This is a genomic window from Prochlorococcus marinus str. SB (genome assembly GCF_000760115.1).
GTDB lineage: Bacteria > Cyanobacteriota > Cyanobacteriia > PCC-6307 > Cyanobiaceae > Prochlorococcus_A > Prochlorococcus_A marinus_D.
Map to the genome: position 1 here is coordinate 308,641 of NZ_JNAS01000002.1, position 21,254 is coordinate 329,894.

Sequence of the window (21,254 nt, forward strand, 5' to 3'; positions counted from 1 at the left end):
TTCTCTGAAAACAATGAAATTAATTCAATGAGTCCAGCATCTTAATGATTTCATTAGGAAGCTAGATTCGTTCAGAATAATGATCACAACTCAAAACATTTCCTTTCTACCTGTTATGGAAGAGGTGGTAATCAGTGGAGGTAAGCGGACTCGAACCGCTGACATCCTGCTTGCAAAGCAGGCGCTCTACCAACTGAGCTATACCCCCAACATAGAGATATGGGCCATCCTGGACTTGAACCAGGGACCTCACCCTTATCAGGGGTGCGCTCTAACCACCTGAGCTAATGGCCCAGGAAAAATAATGGGTGTGACCTAGAAAAACTTAGGAAATGAAATTCTTAATAAATTAAGAACGTGAGATACCGATCGACCTAAGGTGACAAAATAATAATATTAAACATTTTGTTGTCTCCCTGTTAGGAGGTGATCCAGCCGCACCTTCCGGTACGGCTACCTTGTTACGACTTCACCCCAGTCATTAGCCCCACCTTCGGCGTCCTCCTCCACAAGGGTTGGAGTAACGACTTCGGGCATGGCCAACTTCCATGGTGTGACGGGCGGTGTGTACAAGGCCCGGGAACGTATTCACCGCAGTATGCTGACCTGCGATTACTAGCGATTCCTACTTCACGTAGGCGAGTTGCAGCCTACGATCTGAACTGAGCCACGGTTTATGGGATTTGCTAGCTCTCGCGAGTTTGCTGCCCTTTGTCCGTAGCATTGTAGTACGTGTGTAGCCCAGGGTGTAAGGGGCATGATGACTTGACGTCATCCACACCTTCCTCCGGTTTATCACCGGCGGTCTTTCTAGAGTGCCCAACTAAATGCTGGCAACTAAAAACGTGGGTTGCGCTCGTTGCGGGACTTAACCCAACATCTCACGACACGAGCTGACGACAGCCATGCACCACCTGTCACTGCATTCCCGAAGGCACCCTCAAATTTCTAAGAGGTTCGCAGGATGTCAAACCCTGGTAAGGTTCTTCGCGTTGCATCGAATTAAACCACATACTCCACCGCTTGTGCGGGCCCCCGTCAATTCCTTTGAGTTTCACACTTGCGTGCGTACTCCCCAGGCGGAACACTTAACGCGTTAGCTACGACACCGAAGGGGTCGATTCCCCCGACACCTAGTGTTCATCGTTTACGGCCAGGACTACAGGGGTATCTAATCCCTTTCGCTCCCCTGGCTTTCGTCCATGAGCGTCAGTAATGGCCCAGCAGAGCGCCTTCGCCACTGGTGTTCTTCCCGATATCTACGCATTTCACCGCTACACCGGGAATTCCCTCTGCCCCTACCATACTCAAGCCTTTCAGTTTCCACTGCCATAATGGAGTTAAGCTCCACGCTTTAACAGCAGACTTGAAAAGCCGCCTGCGGACGCTTTACGCCCAATAATTCCGGATAACGCTTGCCACTCCCGTATTACCGCGGCTGCTGGCACGGAATTAGCCGTGGCTTATTCCTCAAGTACCGTCATATCTTCTTCCTTGAGAAAAGAGGTTTACAGCCCAGAGGCCTTCGTCCCTCACGCGGCGTTGCTCCGTCAGGCTTTCGCCCATTGCGGAAAATTCCCCACTGCTGCCTCCCGTAGGAGTCTGGGCCGTGTCTCAGTCCCAGTGTGGCTGATCATCCTCTCAGACCAGCTACTGATCGAAGCCTTGGTGAGCCATTACCTCACCAACTAGCTAATCAGACGCGAGCTCATCCTCAGGCGAAATTCATTTCACCAGTAGGCATATGGGGTATTAGCGGTCGTTTCCAACCGTTATCCCCCTCCTGAGGGCAGATTCTCACGCGTTACTCACCCGTCCGCCACTAACCCGAAGGTTCGTTCGACTTGCATGTGTTAAGCACGCCGCCAGCGTTCATCCTGAGCCAGGATCAAACTCTCCGTTGTGTTCAAATCCTTTTGTAGATAAATCTACTCAAATTGAATTGCTTTATCCAAATAAAAACTTCGTTTTTAAATTTAGTTTCAGCCTCCTTAAATTTTAAGGATTACATTGAGTGCACATTAAAAATATCTTTAAAGTGACTTTCCAAGATCTCAGATCCGTTTACATCAAAGCTAAAAGTTAGCAATTGATGACATTTTATATATTCTTGACGGGACCTCACACCTTTATTGCATGTACATCTTGAAATAACTAAAAAAAAATTTAGTTGTTCTTGACGCAATAAAAGCATCAGTTCCTAAGTTTTTAAATTTTCTAGGTGCAGAGTTAAACAAGAAGTGATTAACTCATTTCGAAGGTAAAAACCTTCTTCTGGCTGAAAAAAATGATCGAAATCAAATCTCCAAAAAATTCATTCCTTTACCAAAAATTAGATTTAAGATAATTTCCTGAATAGTGCAAAAAGTATATTTATGCCCAGAAGGAAATACTAAACCATCCGACTGTAATTGTGCAACCTTTTATACAAAAATTTTTTAATAATTTTTTATTTGATCAAAGTCTCATTAAACAACTAGGCTTAAATAAAGGGATATAAATGAAATGGCAGAAAGATTTAGTCAAAAAAATTTAAGAGTAAGACCAAGTTCTGATGAGCAGAAAATTGTAACAAATGCAAAAAAACACTTCGAGAAGACTTTGGTTGAGATATCAGGAGAGTTAGTGGGAAGCGTCGCTGCACTAGAACACCCAACAAAAAATAAAAAATTAAATTATGGAGAAATATTTTTAAGAGACAATGTTCCTGTAATGATTTACCTCATTACCCAAAAACGTTACGAAATTGTCAAAAAGTTCCTAAATGTATGCCTTGAGTTACAAAGCTCTAATTACCAAACGCGTGGTGTATTCCCTACTAGTTTCGTTGAAGAAAATGGACAGCTCATTGGAGACTATGGTCAGAGATCAATAGGGAGGATTACTTCAGCTGATGCAAGTTTATGGTGGCCCATTTTATGTTGGTATTATGTCAATAAGAGCGGTGATTATGCCTTTGGGAAAAGTCAAAGCGTTCAAAGAGGGATTCAACTTCTACTAGATCTAGTTCTACATCCGACATTTGAGGGTACTCCAGTACTTTTTGTTCCAGATTGCGCATTTATGATTGATAGACCTATGGATGTATGGGGAGCGCCACTAGAAGTTGAAGTTTTACTTCATGGATGTTTAAAAAGTTGCATTAACTTAATGGAATTAAGTAGAGCAGATCATGTTAGTAGACTTTTAGACCAAAGACTTATTCTCACAAATCAATGGGTTAAAGATTTAGGAAGTTTTCTTTTAAAGCATTATTGGGTTACCAGCCAAACAATGCAAATTTTAAGAAGAAGGCCAACTGAGCAGTATGGTGATGATCAACACTTCAATGAATTTAACGTTCAACCTCAAGTGGTGCCCTCATGGCTACAAGATTGGTTAGAGAATAGAGGTGGTTACTTAATAGGAAATATTAGAACAGGAAGGCCTGACTTTCGATTTTACAGTTTGGGCAATTCTTTAGCATGTATGTTCGGAGTTCTGCCTCCTGAAGAACAAAGAGCTTTATTTAGATTAGTTTTACATAACAGACAGCATTTGATGGCTCAAATGCCTATGAGAATTTGCCATCCTCATATGGATGTCGAGGAATGGCAAAATAAAACTGGATCGGATCCAAAGAATTGGCCTTGGAGTTACCATAACGGCGGTCATTGGCCAAGCTTACTTTGGTTTTTTGGTACAGCTGTACTATTACATCAAAAACATTATGGTTCAGACGATGTGATCCTCATGGATGAAATGAAATCTTTAATAGAGGAATCATATTGGTGTCAACTTAATCAATTACCTAAGCAAGAATGGGCAGAATATTTTGATGGTCCTACAGGTACTTGGGTTGGACAACAATCAAGAACATATCAAACTTGGACAATTGTTGGATTTTTGTTAATGAATCATTTTTTAAGGAATGAGTATAACGATCTAGATATGTTTAAAATTTAAGTCTAAAATAGTCCTAATGTCAGTGATTTATCAATTGGCAAGCATGCCCCAATACCTAGGTATATTGTTAGAAAAGTTCCGAATAAGAAAACAGACATTGCTATTGGTCTTCTAAATGGATTAGAAAATTTATTAACGTTTTCGATAAAGGGTAAAATCATTAATCCAAGTGGGATTAATGTCTGTAGTGCAATACCCAAAAGTTTATTAGGAACAACTCTAAGTATTTGAAAAACTGGGTAAAGGTACCATTCAGGAAGAATTTCAAGGGGTGTTGCGAAGGGATTAGCTTTATCTCCCAACATTGCAGGATCAAGAACTGCTAATCCAACTACACACGCAATAGTTCCCAAGATGACTACAGGGAAGATATAAAGTAAATCATTTGGCCACGCAGGTTCACCATAATAATTATGGCCCATACCTTTAGCTAACTTTGCTCTCAATTTTGGATCAGATAGATCTGGTTTTTTTAAAGTAGACATATAGAAACTAATGATGGTTTAAGTATAAGAGTTTATAAAGGACCTGAAATACCCTGTTTACGAATCATTAAAAAGTGCATCAACATGAAGACTGCTAATGACCATGGCAATACAAAAGTGTGCAGACTATAAAATCTTGTTAAAGTAGATTGACCAACACTTTCTCCACCTCTAAGTAGTTCAACCATAAAGTCACCTATTACTGGTATTGCAGCAGGAACACCTGAAACAATCTTCACTGCCCAATAACCGACCTGATCCCAAGGTAGTGAGTATCCAGTCACTCCAAAAGCAACAGTTATAACTGCCATTACAACACCAGTAACCCAAGTTAATTCTCTTGGCCTCTTAAAACCTCCAGTAAGATAAACCCTAAAGACATGAAGGATTAACATTAATACCATCATTGATGCACTCCATCTATGCACAGATCTTATTAACCATCCAAAACTTACATCGGTCATTAAATAACTGACAGAACTATAAGCTTGTGTAACTGTTGGCTTATAGTAAAAAGTCATTGCAAAACCTGTTGCAAATTGAATTAAGAAGCATACTAAAGTTATGCCACCTAAACAATAAAAAATATTTACGTGAGGGGGTACGTACTTGGAAGTTACGTCGTCAGTTATGTCTTGGATTTCAAGTCTTTCTTGAAACCAGTCATAAACAGATGAAGAATTTGCCATCCAAAAAAAAAAATTAGCTTTGATATAAAGAGCTTACTTAAAATTCTTATACTTGGTGTTAACACTTAACCCAATGAATTCATCTTTTAACAAACTTTTAACATTCAAAACTTTGATCACTGCATCAATGATCATCGTTTTTTCTATCAATCTTTTGTTGATGGAAAGAGTGGATGCTCTCAGTGATAGCAGGCAATTAGTACTTGACGCTTGGACCTTGGTAAACGAAGGTTTTTATGATCCAGAAAAGTTTGATGAAATCCAATGGAAAAGAATTAGACAAAAAACGTTACAGAAACAAATTGAAACAAGTGAAGAGGCTTATTCTGCAATTGAAGAAATGTTAAGACCTCTAGATGATCCCTACACGAGAGTTTTACGCCCCAAAGATTATGAGCTACTGAAATCAAGTAATTTTGGAAGTGAAATTAATGGTGTTGGGCTTCAATTAGGTGAAGATGATAACAATAAAGTTAAAGTTATTTCTACTCTTGGGGGGTCGCCAGCTGAAGAGGCAGGAATAGTAAGCGGGGACATTATCGAGACAGTGGATGGAATCTCATCAGAAAAATTAGGGCTTGCAAGTACCGCCTCTAAGTTAAGAGGTGAATCAGGGACAAAAGTTTTAGTTGAATTATCTACCGAATCAGGAGAAATTAGGGAAGTCGATTTAGAGAGGAGATCAGTAGATCTCAGACCAGTTAGAACAAAAAGATTGAGAGACGATTCTCACACAATAGGATATTTAAGGATAACTCAGTTTAGCGAAAGCGTACCCAAAAAAGTTGAAGAGGCTCTTCAAGAGTTAAAAGAGAAAGAGGTTGAGGGCTTAATCTTGGATCTTAGAAATAATTCAGGGGGACTAGTAAGCTCAGGTATTGCAGTTGCAGACTCATTATTGAGTAGGAAACCCATAGTCGAGACAAAAGATAGAAATGGAATTAAAGATGCAATTATTTCTCAAAAAGATACATCTTTTGATGGACCAATGGTGACTTTAGTAAATAAAGGAACTGCAAGTGCTAGTGAAATACTTTCTGGTTCTTTACAAGATAATGAGAGGTCAATTCTTATGGGAGAACAAACTTATGGTAAAGGTTTAATTCAATCCCTAAAAAGTTTGGGAGAAGATAGTGGTATTGCTATAACAGTGGCTAGTTACTTAACACCGGATGGTAATAATATTCAAGGCCAAGGTATAACACCTGACAAATTACTTGATCTACCGGATGCAAGTGATTTTGGAAGTACTGACGATAAATGGGTGAGGAATGCGGAATTATTTTTAGGGTCGCTTCTAGAAAAAGAAGAAATTCCAGTTCAAACAATTGAATTAAACAATGAAGAAATTAAATCTTTAAATGGCTAAAGATTGAAAATAAAAAATCTTAAAAATATGAGTATTAAAAGAATTTTTCATGACCCAATTCATAAAGAAATAGCATTTGATGCAGGAAAGCCAGAAGAATTAATGATTATGGAATTAATTGATACAGTCGCTTTTCAAAGACTAAGAAGAATAAAACAACTTGGAGCAGCATCATTACTTTTTCATGGTGCAGAATCGAGTAGATTTACTCACTCAATTGGTGTTTTTTGTATAGCTAGAAAAATTTATAAGAGATTAATTGAAAGTAAATCTTCTTTTAGTGAAAAAAAATTTGTTCTTTATGGAGCAGCTCTACTACATGATTTAGGTCATGGACCTTTAAGCCATACCAGTGAAACAATATTCATGCATGATCACGAACAATGGTCTGAAAACTTAGTTACAAATTATTCTCCAATAAATTCAATCCTCAAAAAGTATGACAACGAATTACCCAGAAAAATTGGTGAATTATTTCAATCAAAACAACTATTTTCAAAACCTTTAAGAACACTGATAAGTAGTGAGATAGATTGCGATCGTCTTGATTATCTTTTACGAGATAGTTACAACACAGGGACTAATTATGGCTTAGTAGACTTAGAGAGAATAATTTCAGCTCTTACCTTTTTACCTGATGGAAATATCGGAATCAAACCAAAAGGAGTGATCGCTATTGAGCATTTCCTTGTACTTAGAAACTTGATGTATAGAACAATCTACAATCACAAGGTAAACGAAATATCAACATGGATTCTTGGAAAAATTGTATACACAATAAAACATAATTATGAAAAGAATATTTGGTTAGATAATTCTCTACATAAATGGATTTTTTCACCATCAAAAGTTGATTTTGATGATTTCATAAGAAATGATGATATAACCTTTTATTATCATTTGATTAGATGGAAAGATGAATCTTTTGAACCACTTTCTACACTATGCAAAATGTTTATTGACAGGGATTTATTAAAGGCATCAGACATAAGTTTTTTAAGTAAGATTAATAGATTAAAAATCCTTGCGTTTGCCACAAAATTATGTGAAAAGAATGGTTATGATTCAGAAATATTTTGCGGGATTAAAGAAAGGTCTTTCAAAGGTTTTGAATCTAATAATGCTCTAAAAATATGGGACGGCACTTATCAAAGCGCATTAGAAAATAGTTCCGCATTAATAAAAACTTTAATGAGATCCGATGAAAGCTCTTTCATTATTTATCCAGATATGATCAAAAATGAAATTAAAAAAGAAATTTCATTAATAAAAAACAATTCTTAGATTTAATTCAATGGAAATCGTTTTAAAAAACAGTAAAAGTAAATATTTAGAAATTTTTTCTTTGTTAGATTTAGATAATCTCCATGAAACTTTCAAGAGATTTTCATCAATCAAGGGACCTTTAGAAGCACAAATTTTTGCAGTCAATGAGTCAATAAATTCTCATCAATTATTAAAATTAAAAAATCATTTTAACAAAATTAATATTTGTTCCTTATGCATTTACTCAAATAATAGAGATACAATAATTAGTGGAAAGTCCTTAAAAATAGATTCAGATTATATAAGAGAACAAGAGATTAAGAATCAGTTACTATTATTCAATTCAAAAAAGAAAGACGATATTCTTCACAAAGCTACAGTACGATCGGGTGAAAGAATATCTTCAAACGGAAACCTTTGCATTATTGGAGATGTTAATCCAGGAGCAATAGTATCCGCGAAGAAAAACATTTACGTTTGGGGCAAATTACTAGGGATCGCATTCGCAGGGAAAAGCGGAAATAAAAATGCCTCTATTGCATCACTTTATCTAAACCCTTTACAGTTAAGAATTGCAGATGTGATAGCTATAGGACCAAAGGATAAGCCCAACAATTGTTATCCAGAAATTGCGGTAATAGATAAACAAACGATAATTATCAAACCACACCTAATCGAAAATAAAAATTAATCAATAATTTGCAATAAATTAATTCAAACTAGACAAATTTAAGAATTACTTAATCTTTAAAATATTTAACTTTCTGCAAGTGGCTTTATTATTTGTAAAATCTTAAAAAACGTGGGGAAAAATACTCGCACAATATTAATTTGTTCAGGCAAAGGAGGAGTTGGTAAAACAACTTTAACTGCAAACCTTGGCATAGCACTTGCTAATAGCGGAGCAACAACTGCTGTATTAGACGCTGATTTTGGCTTAAGAAATTTAGATCTACTTCTAGGATTAGAAAATCGCATCATTTATACGGCTCAAGATGTTTTAGATAAGAATTGTCGTCTTGACCAAGCATTGGTTAGACATAAAAAGGAACCTAATCTTGCTCTTCTACCTGCTGGAGATCCAAGGATGTTGGATTGGATGAAGCCTGAAGATATGAAAAAAATTAGTGAGCTACTTAGTGAGAAATTTGATTTTGTCTTAGTAGATTGTCCTGCTGGCGTAGAAGATGGTTTTAAAAATGCTCTTGCAGCCTGTAAAGAAGCTATTGTTGTTACCAACCCAGAATTATCTGCAGTGCGAGATGCTGATAGAGTAATTGGGATTCTTAATACTTCAGATATTGAGCCTATCCAACTTGTAATCAACAGAGTTCGCCCTAACATGATGGCTAGTCAAGAAATGTTATCCATCGAAGATGTTCAAGGAATCCTTTCTTTGCCCTTATTAGGTATTGTTTTAGAAGATGAACAGGTGATAATAAGTACAAATAGAGGAGAGCCACTGACTCTTTCAGATCGTAGATCACCTGCAAAGAAATGTTATTTGAATGTTTCTCAAAGACTTACAAATAAAGATGTACCAATTATCGATCTTAAAAAAGAAGGCAAAAGTCTTAAAGATAAATTCATGAGATTAATGCAAACAAAGGTTTTTTAAAATGATGACCCTCAGAGATCTTATAAATAAATTACTAGGCAGAGAAACGTCTAGTGCGAATACAGCTAGAGAAAGATTACAACTTGTACTTGCTCATGACAGAGTTGATATGAGTTCTTTAACAACTGATCTTTTAGATAAAATGAGGAAAGAGATACTTGATGTTGTTGCTAAATATGTTGAAATTGATTTTGAGGAGGTGGCAGTAAGTTTGGAGACTGAGGATAGAATGACTGCACTAGTTGCCAATTTGCCAATCAAAAGAACTATTTCAGGAGAAATAAAATTCAAAAAAACCGATAATACTGATAAAGCTAACAAAGATATCAAAAAGTAATAAATTTAAAAAAAGCCTAAAAAATACTGATAATTTCCCCCCCAAAATGTAAGATGAAGAAATCGCCGGCTTAGCTCAGCGGTAGAGCAGCGCTTTTGTAAAGCGAAGGTCATCAGTTCAAATCTGTTAGCCGGCATTTTGATTTATTTAATTCTGTTCAATATTGTTTGCTGAAAATAAAAAGACTAAACCTATCAGGGCAACAATAGGAAAAATTCTTATTTCCAGAACATACTCTAAAAAAGATGCAAAGGGTTCAAATATCCAATAAGTAAAAAATTGAATTAATAAAACAAAAAATAATAACAAAAACATTAATACAATTCCCTAACTATTACTTCTCCTTCTCTAATCAGTTTCCAATTTCCACTGTTCTTCCAAAATATAATAGTACTAGCTTTTCCACTACTTTCCCCCCAGGGGATAGGACCCAAAATTTTTATAGAAGGAAAGTCTAGAGCAATACCTTCAGCGGTAATTGATCCTTTAAAACCTGAAATATTTGCACTTGAAGTTAACAATGGGCCTGTTTCTCTCAAAAGAGATTGTGCGATATTTGAATTTGGAATTCTCAACCCAATAGTCAGATCATTACTGGTAAGGTGTGCAGTCTGCTTTGCTGAAGCAGGAATAACAATTGTCAGAGCTCCAGGCCAATATTTTGAGGCTAAATTTTCGTAATCTTCTTTTGCTGATTCGTGAACATAATCGATTAATTGTTTGTATTCTGATCCCATAAGAATTAAGGGTTTGTTTTTATCTCTTTTTTTAAACTCATAAATAATATTAGAGAATTTTGGTAAGCATCCAATTGCAGGTAAAGTGTCTGTTGGGAAAATTATAGGCAAACCACTTTTAAGGGTCTTCCAAGCAGTTTTGTAGTCTATTAAATTCATTTAGATTTAAAACCTATAATAATTTATTTATATCTTCCAATGGTAAACCTACCAATACCTGAAAGATCTTTCACAATTTCTATTGATGTAAATTTATTTTTAATAAGTAGTTGTTTTACTTTTTCACTTTGATCAAAATGATTCTCTAAAATTAGCCAACCATTTTCTTTTAAGAATAATGGTGCTTTATTTATTATTTCCCTAATATGTTTTAAACCATCTTCTCCACCTAGTAAAGCGACTTTAGGTTCGAAATTTTTAACTTCTTTGGGTAATTTTTCATAAGTATCAATAGGAATATATGGCGGGTTTGAAACAGCAAGGTCTAATTTTCCTTTAAAACTTTCAAGAGGTGACCACCAATTTCCACAATAAAATTTCAAATTTGATTGTTTAGAAGAATTTATATAATTTTTAGTAGCTATTTCTAACGCTTCTTGATCTATATCAGTTGCTACTCCGTGACTAAATGGATAAGCCAATGCCAAAGCTATACTTATAGCGCCTGATCCAGTTCCCAGTTCAGCAAAAAATAATTTTTCTGACTTCTTTCGAAATATATTGAAGACAATATCAACTATGAGCTCTGTTTCTGGTCTTGGAATGAGTACTTTGTTTGTAACTTTTAATTTTAAGTCTCTCCAAAAAGTTATTCCACAAAGATATTGAATTGGGCAAGATCTTTGTAAATGATTATCCCAAACAGATTCTAAAAATTCTAATTTTTTTTTTAAATGTATGTTTCCTCTAGGATTTATACTTTTTAAGTTTAAATCACTAGTCGTTATACCGCCTATACAATCAAGTAAAACAGCAAAAGATGCTTGATCGCCTCCTTTAGAAAGTTGCTTTTTTTTCCAAAATAAAAATTCTTCTATAGAAATGCAAAGCATTTATTAAAGCATTAGCGTTTTGGCCCAAGCCTACCTTTACTAGAATCAGAGTAGAAACTTGACTTTTCTCCATCTTGTGTAGAAATAAATAAACCTATTAGGAATATTGTTGGCACCCCTACAAATAAAAGACTAGCTACGAATCCAAAGTTAGTTGTTTCCATTTAGTTAGAATTACTATATGTGGTATTAAGACTATAGACGTATAAATTGGAATAAAGTGGAAAAATAAACAATTTTTATAAACTGATTAACAGTCTTAAACAATTTATCGAGGTAATTTTTTATTTTCACTAATTTTTTTTAGTTCTTCCAAATTTGAGGGAGGAGATTGGGGTTTTGTTAAAATTACGGCAGATGATTTTATTAATGTTTGACATGCAAGGCGCCAATTTTCTGGTCTATTTTTGAGTTTTTCTTCTTCAACAGATGTAAGAGGGCTCAAAGAATTTTTATTTCCACCTTCAACTGAAATAAAACAAGTACTGCATTGCCCCGCACCTCCACAATTACCCAATATGCCTTTTAACCCATAAAGCTGTAAATTCTCTTTCATTACAAGTTCCCTTAAATTTTCGCCCGGATTGCATTGGACCTCTAAATCCTCACGAATAAATCTGATAGTTGCCATTTTTTTAGTTATTTTTCTTATTTTGGCGTTTTACTTTGAGAATTGTGACCAAAATATTAACAGTTTTTAGCTAAAAATTCCTTATAAACTCAGTCCTGCTTATTGATTTGCCTAATTTTTGCGAGAAAATAAATTTATTTACAAAAATCCCTCAAAGACTAAAAAACCCTTACTATCATGATGTTTAGCTGTTTATGCAGCATAGTTACTAGAAATTAACCGATGGGATTGCCTTGGTATCGAGTTCACACAGTAGTTATTAATGACCCAGGTCGACTACTTGCTGTGCATCTTATGCATACTGCATTATTAGCCGGCTGGGCCGGTTCAATGGCTCTTTATGAATTAGCCATTTTTGATCCTTCTGATGCTGTTCTCAATCCAATGTGGAGACAGGGGATGTACGTTATGCCTTTCATGGCAAGACTAGGTATCACAAGTAGTTGGAATGGATGGGATATTACGGGTGCTACTGGAGTTGATCCTGGATTCTGGAGTTTCGAAGGGGTTGCAGCAGCTCACATAGTTTTTAGTGGCCTATTAATGTTGGCCTCTATATGGCACTGGACCTACTGGGACTTAGATTTATGGGAAGATTCAAGAACTGGTGAACCTGCTCTTGATTTACCAAGAATTTTCGGGATTCACCTTCTTCTAGCAGGACTAACCTGTTTTGGTTTTGGAGCTTTTCATTGCGCAAATGTTGGGATTTGGGTTTCTGACCCTTATGGCTTAACTGGTCATGTAGAACCTGTGGCTCCTTCCTGGGGAGCAGAAGGATTTAATCCGTTTAACCCAGGAGGTATTGTAGCGAATCATATTGCGGCAGGACTTATGGGTATTATTGGAGGTATTTTTCATATCACCAACAGACCTGGAGAAAGACTTTATAGAGCATTAAAACTTGGAAGTCTCGAAGGAGTTTTAGCTAGTGCTCTAGCTGCTGTATTATTCGTATCTTTCGTTGTATCCGGAACAATGTGGTACGGTTCAGCAACAACCCCTGTAGAGCTTTTTGGTCCTACCAGATATCAATGGGACTCAGGCTACTTCAAAACTGAAATTAATAGAAGAGTACAAGCAGCTATTGATAATGGTGCCACTAAATCAGAGGCTTATGCATCAATCCCAGAAAAACTAGCCTTCTACGATTATGTTGGAAATAGTCCAGCTAAAGGAGGATTATTTAGAGTTGGAGCTCTTGTAAATGGTGATGGATTACCAACTGGTTGGCAAGGTCACATTGCATTCCAAGACAAAGAAGGTAACGAATTAGAAGTTAGAAGAATTCCTAATTTCTTTGAAAACTTCCCTGTCATCCTTGAAGACAAAGAAGGTAATGTAAGGGCAGATATTCCATTTAGAAGAGCTGAAGCAAAGTATTCATTTGAACAGACTGGTATCACAGCAACTATCTATGGTGGAGATCTCGATGGTCAAACATTTACAGATCCTGCAGTAGTTAAAAGATTAGCTAGAAAGGCTCAACTTGGCGAAGCGTTCAAGTTTGACAGAGAAACATATAAATCTGATGGTGTATTCCGTAGTTCACCGAGAGCATGGTTTACATATGCACACTTATGTTTCGGATTACTATTCTTGTTTGGCCACTGGTGGCATGCTTCAAGAACTCTTTACAGAAATTCCTTTGCTGGTATTGATGCTGAGATTGGAGACCAAGTTGAATTTGGTTTATTCAAGAAACTTGGTGACGAAACCACAAGAAGAATCCCAGGAAGGGTTTAAACTAAACTTATTTACTTAATCTTATGGAAGCTTTTGCTTACGTTCTAATTCTAACTCTCGCAGTTGTTACCCTATTCTTTGCTGTCGCCTTTAGAGACCCACCTAAATTCGATAGAAAATGAACTCAGAAAAAAACCTCTTTAACAAGAGGTTTTTTTTTACTTTCCATAATTAAAGTATTACTCTACTATTAGAGTTAAAGTGCAACTTATTTCACCACATGCAGTGTCCAACCTGTCAAAACACAGATAGCAGAGTTTTGGAATCAAGATCTGCTGATACTGGTAAAAGTGTTCGAAGAAGAAGAGAGTGCTTAAATTGCAGCTTTAGATTTACAACTTATGAAAGAGTGGAATCAATGCCAGTTTCAGTTGTAAAGAAAGACGGTAGTAGAGAACTTTTTGATAAACAAAAATTATTCACTGGAATTTCAAGAGCTTGTGAAAAGACTAATTTCAGTAGTGAAGCAATTATTAATTTCGTAGATGGAATTGAATCACAAATAGTACAAGACTCCAATAAAGATATTAAATCTTCACAAATAGGAGAATTAATACTTAAAAATCTAAGGAAAGAAAACGAAGTCGCTTACATAAGGTACGCCTCGGTTTACAGAAAATTTAATGGAGTAAAAGATTTTATTTCTACTCTTGAATCTCTAAAAGGAAGTTCAAAAAACCAATTAGCATCAATTTCATAAAATTCAGCATCTTAAAGTGTAGAATACATATCACAAATGTTTTTGCTATTGGTTTGCAGGCTAGTAGCATTCCTTTCTAACTACCTCAGGTAGTCTGCGATATAACAAATGAACGAAAATTCTTCCCAAACCATTAAAGAACTTTCTGAGGATCAAGAAATTAAAAATTCGTCTGAGTTAGATAATGATTCAGCATCTCAAAATGAGGAAGATTTATCATTTGAGAAGAACGATATACCTTCAGCAGATTCTTCCTCTAGCAGAACAAATGCAGATTTTGACAACGCAGGATTCACACAAGAAGAATTCGCATCACTTTTGGGTAAGTATGACTATAATTTTAAACCTGGCGATCTAGTTAAAGGTACCGTTTTTGCTCTAGAGCCCAAAGGGGCAATGATAGATATAGGGGCAAAAACAGCTGCTTTTATGCCAGTTCAGGAGGTTTCAATAAATAGAGTTGAAGGACTTAATGATGTTTTACAACCTTCAGAAAGTAGAGAATTTTTCATAATGAGTGAGGAAAATGAAGATGGCCAATTAGCACTCTCCATTAGAAGAATTGAATATCAGAGAGCATGGGAAAGAGTTAGACAACTTCAAAAAGAAGATGCAACTATATATTCAGAAGTTTTTGCAACAAATAGAGGCGGAGCTCTTGTTAGGGTAGAAGGCTTGAGAGGTTTTATCCCGGGCTCTCATATAAGTGCTCGAAAAATTAAAGATGACTTAGAAGGTGAATATTTACCTTTAAAATTTCTTGAAGTTGATGAAGAGAGAAATAGATTAGTACTAAGTCATAGAAGAGCTTTGGTTGAGAAAAAAATGAACAGACTTGAGGTAGGTGAAGTTGTTGTTGGTTCTGTAAAAGGTATTAAACCTTATGGAGCCTTTATTGATATTGGTGGTGTAAGTGGTCTACTGCACATTTCTGAAATTAGTCATGAACATATTGAGACTCCTCATAATGTTTTAAATGTGAGTGACCAAATGAAAGTCATGATAATTGACCTTGATTCAGAAAGAGGGCGAATTTCATTATCTACTAAAGCACTTGAACCTGAACCAGGAGATATGCTAACTGACCCTCAAAAAGTTTTTAGTAAAGCTGAAGAAATGGCTGCGAAATATAAACAAATGTTATTTGAACAAACTGACGAAAACGAAGAGATCCCAACAGCTTCAACTGAAACAGTATAATTTCACTTATTTATTATGTTCATGAAGTCTAGGAACTTAAGCCTAATAATCCCTACACAAGTATTTTTTAATTTACAATAATTGATTTATAACAATAATTTAATTTAGGATTATGCCTAATTCCAAAATTATTTGTTAATGAGTGATTTCATTTTCACTTCAGAATCAGTAACTGAAGGTCATCCTGACAAAATATGTGATCAAATTAGTGACGCTGTTTTAGATGCTTTATTAACAGAAGATCCAGAAAGCAGAGTTGCATGCGAAACTGTTGTTAATACAGGTCTTTGTTTACTTACTGGAGAAATAACTTCAAAAGCAAAAGTCGATTATATAAAACTTGTTAGAAATGTAATTAAAGAAATTGGATATGAAGGCTATAGGGCAGGGGGGTTTGACGCAAATAGTTGTGCGGTTTTAGTAGCACTTGACGAGCAATCACCAGATATTTCTCAAGGCGTAAACGAAGCAGATGATGTTAACGATGATTTGGAAGATAATACCGGAGCTGGCGACCAAGGCATAATGTTCGGCTATGCATGCGATGAGACACCTGAATTAATGCCCTTACCGATTAGCTTGGCTCATAGATTAGCCATTCAACTTGCTAAGGTAAGGCATGAAAACGTACTTAATTATCTACTCCCTGATGGTAAAACTCAAGTAAGCATTGATTACGAAAAAGGTTTACCAGTCTCTATTAATACAATCTTAATTTCAACTCAACATAATCCTGAGATAGATGGCCTAACAAATGAAGAAGAAATTCGTCAAAAAATAAAAGAAGATTTATGGAAGCATGTTGTAATTCCTGCTACTCAAGATTTAGAAATCAAACCAAACATTATCAAAACAAGATTTCTAGTGAATCCCACGGGCAAATTTGTCGTAGGGGGGCCTCAAGGAGATGCCGGACTTACTGGAAGAAAAATTATTGTAGATACTTATGGGGGTTACGCAAGACATGGAGGAGGGGCATTTTCGGGCAAAGATCCAACAAAAGTGGACAGATCAGCTGCTTATGCAGCACGTTATGTAGCTAAAAGTATAGTTAAGGCAAAATTAGCAAAAAAGGCAGAAGTACAATTAAGTTATGCGATTGGAGTTGCAAAACCGATTTCGATTCTTGTTGAAACTTTTGATACCGGCGTTATTTCACAAGCTAATTTGACGGAGCTTATTAAAAAGTACTTTGATTTAAGACCTGCAGCAATTATAAAAGAATTTGACCTAAGAAATCTACCCAAAAAAAGGGGTGGTAAATTTTTCAGAAAGACTGCATCCTATGGACATTTTGGCAGAAGAGATCTTGATCTTCCTTGGGAAAAGGTAGAAGAAAAAGCAGCCCAATTAGCGGAGGCTTCCAAAGTATTTTTATAAAATATTTATTCTATGCCTGATAATTTTTATGGAGGATTAGATTTTGGAACAAGTGGTGTAAGAATATCAATAATTAATCTTCAAAAAAAATTAGTATATTCAAATTCAGTCCCTTATTCATGCCACTTTAAAAATCCAAATTCTTGGATTAATTCTTGTGAAAATCTTTTAGTTAGCTTACCTATCCAGGTAAAAATTAATCTTAATAAATTGGCTATCTCAGGCACCTCAGGGACTTTACTACCATCCAATTTACAAGGAGAACCTATAGGAGAAGCAATACCTTATGACCAAGCATGTACTGAACATAATATCCTTCTTGAATCCTTAGCTTCTGGAGAAGATCATCTGCAAACGCCATACAGTAGTCTTGCTAAAGCATTAAAACTGATAAATAAATATGGGACAAATATACTTCTACGTCACCAATCTGATTGGATCACTGGTTGGTTTTTAAAAGATTGGACTCATGGAGAAGAAGGCAATAATCTAAAACTTGGTTGGGATCTAGAAAAAGAATCATGGCCAAAAAGTTATCTCAATACTTCATGGCAAAAATGTCTACCTCAAATAATAAAAAGTGGGAAAATTATTGGAAAAGTGAATTTTGATTTAGCAGAAAGATTTAACTTGAATAAGAAATTAATATTAATTTCAGGCACCACTGACTCTAATGCAAGTGTAATAGCTGCAGGTTTAGGTAAAGAAGATGGTCTCACAGTTTTAGGAACAACTCTTGTAGTTAAGAAAATTATTGATAAACCTATAAAAAAACAAGGTGTTACAAACCATAGGGTAGATGGCCATTGGATATGCGGAGGAGCATCAAACGCAGGATGCGGTATCTTGTCGCAGTTATTCTCTGATTCAGAAATAAAGGAGCTCAGTCGACAAATTAATCCATCTAAAAATACTTCTTTAAATCTTTTACCTCTTAATAGTAAAGGAGAGAGATTTCCTGTTAATAATTCTAATTTAGAGCCGATACTTTATCCAAGGCCAGTAAGCGACTCACTCTATTTACATGCATTATTCGAGGGGCTAGCCAAGATCGAATTGAAAGGATGGGAAAAACTAGGCGAACTAACAGGTTCTCTTCCAAAAAAAATTATTACTATTGGTGGAGGTTCAAAAAACCCACAATGGAGAAAAATAAGAGAAAAAATTATCAATATACCAATAGTTTCCTGTAAAAAAACTACTTCATTTGGCACTGCCTTATTAGCGATTAATGCAAAATAATAGTTTTTTGGAATATTTGATGAAGATATAAAATTTTTAATGAAAAGGGTTTCACAAACTACACATCGTAATTTAGAGTATATAGGTTAGAGCCGGGATAGCTCAGTTGGTAGAGCAGGCGACTGAAAATCGCCGTGTCCCCAGTTCAAATCTGGGTCCTGGCACCTTTAAACCCTGCTCTTGACAGGGTTTTATACTTTTAAATCATTGAGAACTCTTTATTTTTTCAAATTTTTTATAACTTAAAATTTTTAGTTTTCGACTCTGCAGACTTGACCAATAACACCCAAAATCAGGGTATCTCCATTTGGATCTTGCCAATTAGCTAAATCATTGAAATTACTATTTGCTTCATCTATTGAGACATCAACATCTCTAAATGATTTTTCAAAACAATTTATATCCATTGTATAAAGAATATCCTTAGTAATTTCACTTTTTGTTTTGGGAATAAATTTACTCAATACTCTTACAGAACCATCCTCATTCCTTTTTATACTTTTCCTATCCCATAACTGCTCTCCGTATTCACTTTTAGGGACTCCAACCCATTCATGAGGCAAAGCTTCTGATTTTTTTATTGAAATACAAAAGAAAACAATAAACGAAAGGACTAAATTAAATATATTCCTAAAAAATATTGAATTAACTTTATTTTTAGAATTAATCATGATTACTTTTGGAATACAAATATTTTTTATTAGTAGTAAATATAAGATTAAAAATTTGTAAGAATTTTTATTGATTAGTATTTCTATTATAGATAGAATCAAATATTAAATTAAGAATTTACTTCCAATAAATTTATTAGAAAATAATGAATAAAATACAGAAATTTCTCTCAGTAGTTTTTTTTATAGCAGTATTTGTAGTATTGATTTATTTAATCCAAAATTATGGGATTGAACCTCTAAGAAACAAAATAGAAAGTATGGGGATTTGGGCTCCTTTTGGAATATTCATACTCAGAGGAGTAAGTATTATTTTACCAGCCCTTCCAAGTTCAGCTTATTCTCTGCTAGCAGGTTCATTACTAGGATTTCAAAAAGGTTACATGACAATAATCTTTTCTGATATCGTTTTTTGCCAAGCTGCTTTCTTTATCGCAAGAAATTATGGTCGGGTTCCTGTTCGTAATTTAGTAGGCCCAAAAGCAATGCAAAAGATTGAAAGTTTTAATCAAAACCAGCTAGAAGAGAATTTCTTTCTTATGACAGGTCTACTAATGACTGGCCTTTTTGATTTTCTAAGCTACGCAATTGGTATTGGAGGAACTCGCTGGAAAATATTTACTCCTGCATTATTAATAAGTCTTCTAATCAGTGACTCTATACTAGTAGCAGTTGGAGCTGGAGTAAGCCAAGGAGCAGGATTATTTCTAGGAATTGCTTTATTGGGAATGTTTGCTTTAGCGACTATTTCAGGATTGGCAAAAAATAAAATGCCTAAATAACAAAACAGTTTATAATTCTGTAATCAAAGATGAAAGATATGACATTTTTGCAAACAATAACTATATAAATAATGATTCATGCAAGAATAGATATCGATTAATTTTATAGTTATTAGATGACTCCATTTAGACCAACTTCATATAATCGCCCTGGAGAACAAATATCAACTACTCCTTCTGGATTAAAAGTAACTTCTGCAAAGAGGTTAATGGTGGATTCAATGGTAAGAATGATACAAAAAGCAGAAAATCATTCAGTAGAAGATAAACTTGACGAAGAATCTAACAATAATTAATCAATTCATTGCTAAAAGTATAGGAGAGTGGAAATCTATTAGAAGTTCTCACACTTTAGCTTTTCAAGAATTTGAAAACTCTACTAGTAAAATATATATAAAACATATCAACAAAAAAAATAAAAAAGTCGTTGAAATTTTTAAAAATTATAAATTCAGTTTAAACCTAGAGAGCATAGCCATTTCTATAAATTGGCAAGCTATTAGTGATTGGGAAGATGATTATATGAGTGAGGGAGATGAAACTATTCTGATTTTTTTACCCAAAGATGAAAATTCAGGAATTGTTCTAAGAAATAAAGGTTATACAGAATCCTTTATTTCATCATCCAATTATTTTGTTGATGAACAAAATAATTTACAAATTAAAACCATTTATAAATCAACAGTTTCCGAAGAAAGAATTTCCTTTTTATCCACTCATGTAAGATCCAGATTTTCTACTATTAGAAATCTGGAGAATAACTCAGTTATTCAGACTTCACATACTTCAGAGATAAGGAATTTAGCTAGTTTAAAAGATTAATTATCCTTTCAAATTGAAACTCTGTTTCAGATATTAATTTAGGAAGAAAGCCTTTGTTTCCAGGCATATTATTAACTGTTGAATTCAAATCAGAGATAGTTGCATCTCGCATTAATTGAAAAACCCTTCTTGCATTTCTTAAAGGCACCCCAAGAGCAAGATAAGTATTTTTAAGATCCTTCAAACAACTTTTTTCTAAAACTGATTCGTCATTAGAAATTAAAAGATAAGCAACAATCCTTAGGATTATTTCTCCATCTCTTAAACAAACGGACATCTTATTAGTTGTATTTAAAGATATTTTTGAATTAAGTGAATCTTGATTTTCGCAAATCATTGCTGTTACAGCGTCTGCTGCGATTGCATGTGAATTATTGGTTATTGAGGTTATTGCATCTAATCTTGAGTTTGCACTATTAATAAATTCTTTTATATTTCTTAAATCATTTAATTTCTTATCGGCTGACAATAGTTGATTATTCTCTGAAACTGACATTCCTGAAGTAAAAATTTAAAGACCGATCTTAAGAATAATACAAAGCTAGTAAAAACAATACAATTTCAAACTTAACGCAACGCTTC

At 34.9% G+C, this 21,254-nt stretch carries 23 protein-coding genes, 4 tRNA genes and 1 rRNA gene; 17 read left to right on the forward strand and 11 right to left on the reverse strand.

The window, feature by feature from the left end; genetic code table 11:
- Positions 1-135 precede the first annotated feature (135 nt).
- The 3 genes from EV02_RS04575 to EV02_RS04565 form a co-directional block, all read right to left on the reverse strand.
- Positions 136-208, reverse strand: a tRNA-Ala gene (locus EV02_RS04575).
- A 12-nt stretch (positions 209-220) separates the two neighbouring features.
- Positions 221-294 (reverse strand) — tRNA-Ile (locus tag EV02_RS04570).
- Positions 295-419: 125 nt separating this feature from the next.
- A 16S ribosomal RNA gene (locus tag EV02_RS04565) occupies positions 420-1,904 on the reverse strand.
- A gap of 601 nt (positions 1,905-2,505) precedes the next feature.
- Between EV02_RS04565 and EV02_RS04560 the strand changes: the two genes are divergently transcribed.
- Complete coding sequence (locus EV02_RS04560; RefSeq protein ID WP_032519591.1) at positions 2,506-3,945, forward strand: glycoside hydrolase 100 family protein; 1,440 nt, start codon at positions 2,506-2,508, stop codon at positions 3,943-3,945.
- A gap of 2 nt (positions 3,946-3,947) precedes the next feature.
- Here the strand turns inward: EV02_RS04560 and petD are convergent, their stop codons facing one another.
- Together petD and petB are read right to left on the reverse strand one after the other, a co-directional pair.
- Entirely contained in the window at positions 3,948-4,430 is a 483-nt protein-coding gene (petD, locus tag EV02_RS04555; protein ID WP_002808353.1) for a cytochrome b6-f complex subunit IV, read from the reverse strand.
- A 32-nt stretch (positions 4,431-4,462) separates the two neighbouring features.
- Positions 4,463-5,119, reverse strand: coding sequence for a cytochrome b6 (petB, locus tag EV02_RS04550; protein ID WP_011817812.1), 657 nt, complete (start codon positions 5,117-5,119; stop codon positions 4,463-4,465).
- A gap of 73 nt (positions 5,120-5,192) precedes the next feature.
- Here petB and ctpZ point away from each other — a divergent pair, with 73 nt between their 5' ends.
- The 6 genes from ctpZ (at position 5,193) to EV02_RS04520 (ending at position 9,845) form a co-directional block, all read left to right on the forward strand.
- Positions 5,193-6,488 (forward strand): carboxyl-terminal processing protease CtpZ, encoded by a 1,296-nt coding sequence (ctpZ, locus tag EV02_RS04545; RefSeq protein ID WP_032519592.1) that lies wholly within the window; start codon positions 5,193-5,195, stop codon positions 6,486-6,488.
- Between the two features lie 27 nt (positions 6,489-6,515).
- On the forward strand, positions 6,516-7,772 hold the full coding sequence (locus EV02_RS04540) for an HD domain-containing protein (protein WP_032520465.1): 1,257 nt from the start codon (positions 6,516-6,518) through the stop codon (positions 7,770-7,772).
- Positions 7,773-7,782: 10 nt separating this feature from the next.
- Positions 7,783-8,445 (forward strand): septum site-determining protein MinC, encoded by a 663-nt coding sequence (locus EV02_RS04535; RefSeq protein ID WP_032519593.1) that lies wholly within the window; start codon positions 7,783-7,785, stop codon positions 8,443-8,445.
- A gap of 111 nt (positions 8,446-8,556) precedes the next feature.
- Positions 8,557-9,372, forward strand: coding sequence for a septum site-determining protein MinD (gene minD, locus EV02_RS04530; RefSeq protein WP_032519594.1), 816 nt, complete (start codon positions 8,557-8,559; stop codon positions 9,370-9,372).
- Position 9,373: 1 nt separating this feature from the next.
- Positions 9,374-9,709 carry a cell division topological specificity factor MinE gene (gene minE / locus EV02_RS04525; protein ID WP_032519595.1) on the forward strand — a complete coding sequence of 112 codons (336 nt, stop codon included), beginning with the start codon at positions 9,374-9,376 and terminating at the stop codon, positions 9,707-9,709.
- A gap of 64 nt (positions 9,710-9,773) precedes the next feature.
- Positions 9,774-9,845, forward strand: a tRNA-Thr gene (locus tag EV02_RS04520).
- 178 nt (positions 9,846-10,023) lie between these two features.
- Here EV02_RS04520 and EV02_RS04515 read toward each other — a convergent pair.
- The 4 genes from EV02_RS04515 to EV02_RS04500 form a co-directional block, all read right to left on the reverse strand.
- Positions 10,024-10,605, reverse strand: coding sequence for an L-threonylcarbamoyladenylate synthase (locus EV02_RS04515; protein WP_032519596.1), 582 nt, complete (start codon positions 10,603-10,605; stop codon positions 10,024-10,026).
- Positions 10,606-10,628: 23 nt separating this feature from the next.
- Positions 10,629-11,498, reverse strand: a complete 870-nt coding sequence (gene prmC, locus EV02_RS04510; RefSeq protein ID WP_032519597.1) for a peptide chain release factor N(5)-glutamine methyltransferase — start codon at positions 11,496-11,498, stop codon at positions 10,629-10,631.
- An 11-nt stretch (positions 11,499-11,509) separates the two neighbouring features.
- Positions 11,510-11,662: a photosystem II reaction center protein PsbM gene (gene psbM / locus EV02_RS04505; RefSeq protein ID WP_011817804.1), complete on the reverse strand. Its 153-nt coding sequence runs from the start codon at positions 11,660-11,662 to the stop codon at positions 11,510-11,512.
- A 104-nt stretch (positions 11,663-11,766) separates the two neighbouring features.
- A complete protein-coding gene (locus EV02_RS04500) occupies positions 11,767-12,129 on the reverse strand; it encodes a 2Fe-2S iron-sulfur cluster-binding protein (RefSeq protein WP_025893996.1) in 363 nt (120 codons plus the stop codon).
- Positions 12,130-12,351: 222 nt separating this feature from the next.
- On the opposite strand from EV02_RS04500, the gene psbB reads away from it, so the two are divergent.
- From psbB to EV02_RS04470, 7 genes are all read left to right on the forward strand, one after another.
- Entirely contained in the window at positions 12,352-13,875 is a 1,524-nt protein-coding gene (gene psbB, locus EV02_RS04495) for a photosystem II chlorophyll-binding protein CP47 (RefSeq protein WP_032519598.1), read from the forward strand.
- A 23-nt stretch (positions 13,876-13,898) separates the two neighbouring features.
- The gene (locus EV02_RS09190) at positions 13,899-13,997 is read left to right on the forward strand and encodes a photosystem II reaction center protein T (protein ID WP_011131951.1); all 99 of its coding nucleotides are present in this window, start codon (positions 13,899-13,901) and stop codon (positions 13,995-13,997) included.
- A gap of 98 nt (positions 13,998-14,095) precedes the next feature.
- Positions 14,096-14,575 carry a transcriptional regulator NrdR gene (nrdR, locus tag EV02_RS04490; protein WP_032519599.1) on the forward strand — a complete coding sequence of 160 codons (480 nt, stop codon included), beginning with the start codon at positions 14,096-14,098 and terminating at the stop codon, positions 14,573-14,575.
- Between the two features lie 108 nt (positions 14,576-14,683).
- Positions 14,684-15,775 carry a 30S ribosomal protein S1 gene (locus tag EV02_RS04485; protein ID WP_032519600.1) on the forward strand — a complete coding sequence of 364 codons (1,092 nt, stop codon included), beginning with the start codon at positions 14,684-14,686 and terminating at the stop codon, positions 15,773-15,775.
- A gap of 138 nt (positions 15,776-15,913) precedes the next feature.
- Entirely contained in the window at positions 15,914-17,155 is a 1,242-nt protein-coding gene (gene metK / locus EV02_RS04480) for a methionine adenosyltransferase (protein WP_032519601.1), read from the forward strand.
- Positions 17,156-17,167: 12 nt separating this feature from the next.
- Positions 17,168-18,397, forward strand: coding sequence for an FGGY-family carbohydrate kinase (locus tag EV02_RS04475; protein ID WP_032519602.1), 1,230 nt, complete (start codon positions 17,168-17,170; stop codon positions 18,395-18,397).
- A 91-nt stretch (positions 18,398-18,488) separates the two neighbouring features.
- Positions 18,489-18,561 (forward strand) — tRNA-Phe (locus tag EV02_RS04470).
- 87 nt (positions 18,562-18,648) lie between these two features.
- Here EV02_RS04470 and EV02_RS04465 read toward each other — a convergent pair.
- Entirely contained in the window at positions 18,649-19,068 is a 420-nt protein-coding gene (locus tag EV02_RS04465; RefSeq protein WP_032519603.1) for a hypothetical protein, read from the reverse strand.
- Between the two features lie 146 nt (positions 19,069-19,214).
- Between EV02_RS04465 and EV02_RS04460 the strand changes: the two genes are divergently transcribed.
- The 3 genes from EV02_RS04460 (at position 19,215) to EV02_RS04450 (ending at position 20,672) form a co-directional block, all read left to right on the forward strand.
- Positions 19,215-19,850, forward strand: a complete 636-nt coding sequence (locus EV02_RS04460; protein ID WP_032519604.1) for a TVP38/TMEM64 family protein — start codon at positions 19,215-19,217, stop codon at positions 19,848-19,850.
- Positions 19,851-19,966: 116 nt separating this feature from the next.
- Positions 19,967-20,146, forward strand: a complete 180-nt coding sequence (locus tag EV02_RS04455) for a hypothetical protein (RefSeq protein ID WP_012007103.1) — start codon at positions 19,967-19,969, stop codon at positions 20,144-20,146.
- Positions 20,121-20,672, forward strand: coding sequence for a phycobiliprotein lyase (locus EV02_RS04450; protein ID WP_032519605.1), 552 nt, complete (start codon positions 20,121-20,123; stop codon positions 20,670-20,672). Before EV02_RS04455 ends, EV02_RS04450 begins: the two co-directional genes overlap by 26 nt.
- On the opposite strand, the gene EV02_RS04445 is transcribed toward EV02_RS04450, so the two are convergent.
- Positions 20,656-21,168, reverse strand: coding sequence for an R-phycoerythrin subunit beta (locus tag EV02_RS04445; RefSeq protein WP_032519606.1), 513 nt, complete (start codon positions 21,166-21,168; stop codon positions 20,656-20,658). The genes EV02_RS04450 and EV02_RS04445 overlap by 17 nt on opposite strands.
- Between the last annotated feature and the right edge of the window lie 86 nt (positions 21,169-21,254).